This is a genomic window from Streptomyces sp. CO7 (assembly GCF_053474865.1).
On the sequence record NZ_JBRIOU010000002.1, the window covers coordinates 1429015 to 1431269 of the forward strand.

The following is a 2255-nucleotide window of genomic DNA, read 5'->3' on the forward strand; positions in this document are numbered from 1 at the left end:
CCCCTACACGGTGAGCAACGGCCGTACCCGGCCCACCGCCGAACTCGACCTGCTGACCCATGTGACGGCGACCGGGCACCCGGCGACCGGCCATCCCGGCCCCGAGCACGGCCGCGCCCTGAAACTCGCCCGCACCCCGGTGACCGTCGCCGAACTCGCCGCCCGGCTCGGGCTGCCGGCGGCCGTCGCCAAGGTGGTGGTCTCCGACCTCGTCGAGGCCGGACTGGTCCTCGCCGAGGCGCCGTCCTTCCGGCACACCCCCGCGGACCCCGCCGTGCTACGGCACGTCCGCGACGAGCTGCGGCGACGCCTCTGAACACGGGTCACACCGCCCCCGGGCGGACACCAGGGCGGCGTCTGAAGGAATCCTGAGGCCGAGGTTAAGAAAACCTCGATGGACCCGGACGCCTCCGGTGCGGCATGTTCTAGAGGTAACCCAACCTCTTCCCCGTGCCCGGGCTGCTTCGCCATGCCCGGGCACGGGAACGCACGCACAGGAGCCGCATCGGTGAAGGCGCTGGTCAAGGAGAAGGCGGAGCCGGGTCTGTGGCTCACGGACGTCCCGGAGCCCACGATCGGCCCCGGCGACGTGCTGATCAAGGTGCTGCGCACCGGCATCTGCGGCACCGACCTGCACATCCGCGCCTGGGACGGCTGGGCCCAGCAGGCCATCACCACCCCGCTGGTCGTCGGCCACGAGTTCGTCGGCGAGGTCGTCGAGACCGGCCGTGACGTCGCCGAGATCAAGCCCGGCGACCGGGTCAGCGGCGAGGGCCACCTGGTCTGCGGCCGGTGCCGCAACTGCCTGGCCGGACGCCGGCACCTGTGCCGCGCCACCGTCGGCCTCGGCGTCGGCCGCGACGGCGCCTTCGCCGAGTACGTGGCGCTGCCCGCGACCAACGTCTGGGTGCACCGCGTGCCCGTCGACCTCGACGTCGCCGCGATCTTCGACCCGTTCGGCAACGCGGTGCACACCGCGCTGTCCTTCCCGCTGGTCAACGAGGACGTCCTGATCACCGGCGCAGGCCCGATCGGCCTGATGGCCGCCGCCGTCGCCAAGCACGCCGGCGCGCGCAACGTCGTCGTCACCGACGTCAGCGACGAACGCCTCGACCTGGCCCGGAAGATCGGAGCCGACCTCGCCCTCAATGTGGCGCGGACGACGATCGCCGACGGCCAGCGCGAACTCGGCCTGCGCGAGGGCTTCGACATCGGCCTGGAGATGTCCGGCCAGGCCGCCGCGATGCGCGAGATGATCGCCAACATGACGCACGGCGGCCGCATCGCCATGCTCGGCCTGCCCTCCGAGGAGTTCCCGGTCGACTGGTCCCGGATCGTCACCTCCATGCTCACCGTCAAGGGCATCTACGGCCGCGAGATGTTCGAAACCTGGTACGCCATGTCCGTGCTCCTGGAGAACGGCCTGGACCTCGCCCCGGTGATCACCGGCCGCTACGACCACCGCGACTTCGAGGCGGCGTTCGCCGACGCCGCGGCCGGCAAGGGCGGCAAGGTCATCCTCGACTGGACCGTCTGACCCGCGGCCCCGGCCGTCCGCCGCCCCGCAACCACCTTCTGGAGCCTGGAGCCCAAGATGTTCGACTCCGTGCGCGACGACATCCGCGCCACCCTCGACGAGATCCGCGCCGCCGGCCTGCACAAGCCCGAGCGGGTCATCGGCACCCCGCAGTCCGCCAAGGTCGACGTCACCGCCGGCGGCCGCCCCGGCGAGGTGCTGAACTTCTGCGCCAACAACTACCTCGGCCTCGCCGACCATCCCGAGATCGTCGCCGCCGCCCACGCGGCGCTCGACCGCTGGGGCTACGGCATGGCCTCCGTCCGCTTCATCTGCGGCACCCAGGAGGTGCACAAGGAGCTCGAGGCGCGCCTCTCGGCGTTCCTCGGCCAGGAGGACACCATCCTCTACTCCTCCTGCTTCGACGCCAACGGAGGCGTCTTCGAGACGCTGCTCGGGGCCGAGGACGCGGTGATCTCCGACGCCCTCAACCACGCGTCGATCATCGACGGCATCCGCCTCTCCAAGGCGCAGCGCTTCCGCTACGCCAACCGCGACATGGCCGACCTGGAGGCCCAGCTCAAGGCCGCCTCCGGGGCGCGCAGGAAGCTGATCGTCACCGACGGCGTCTTCTCCATGGACGGCTACCTCGCGCCGCTCGACGAGATCTGCGACCTCGCCGACCGGTACGACGCCATGGTGATGGTCGACGACTCCCACGCCGTGGGCTTCGTCGGGC

The 2255-nt window shown here is 71.4% G+C and carries 3 protein-coding genes; all 3 read left to right on the top strand.

Translation table 11 applies throughout. The features are described from left to right. A partial coding sequence (locus ACOV8S_RS08530) for a DUF742 domain-containing protein (RefSeq protein WP_448317082.1) occupies positions 1-316 on the top strand: 316 nt, incomplete at its 5' end. A 192-nt stretch (positions 317-508) separates the two neighbouring features. Continuing rightward, positions 509-1537, top strand: a complete 1029-nt coding sequence (tdh, locus tag ACOV8S_RS08535) for an L-threonine 3-dehydrogenase (RefSeq protein WP_448317084.1) — start codon at positions 509-511, stop codon at positions 1535-1537. Positions 1538-1594: 57 nt separating this feature from the next. Continuing rightward, a partial coding sequence (locus ACOV8S_RS08540; RefSeq protein ID WP_448317086.1) for an aminotransferase class I/II-fold pyridoxal phosphate-dependent enzyme occupies positions 1595-2255 on the top strand: 661 nt, incomplete at its 3' end.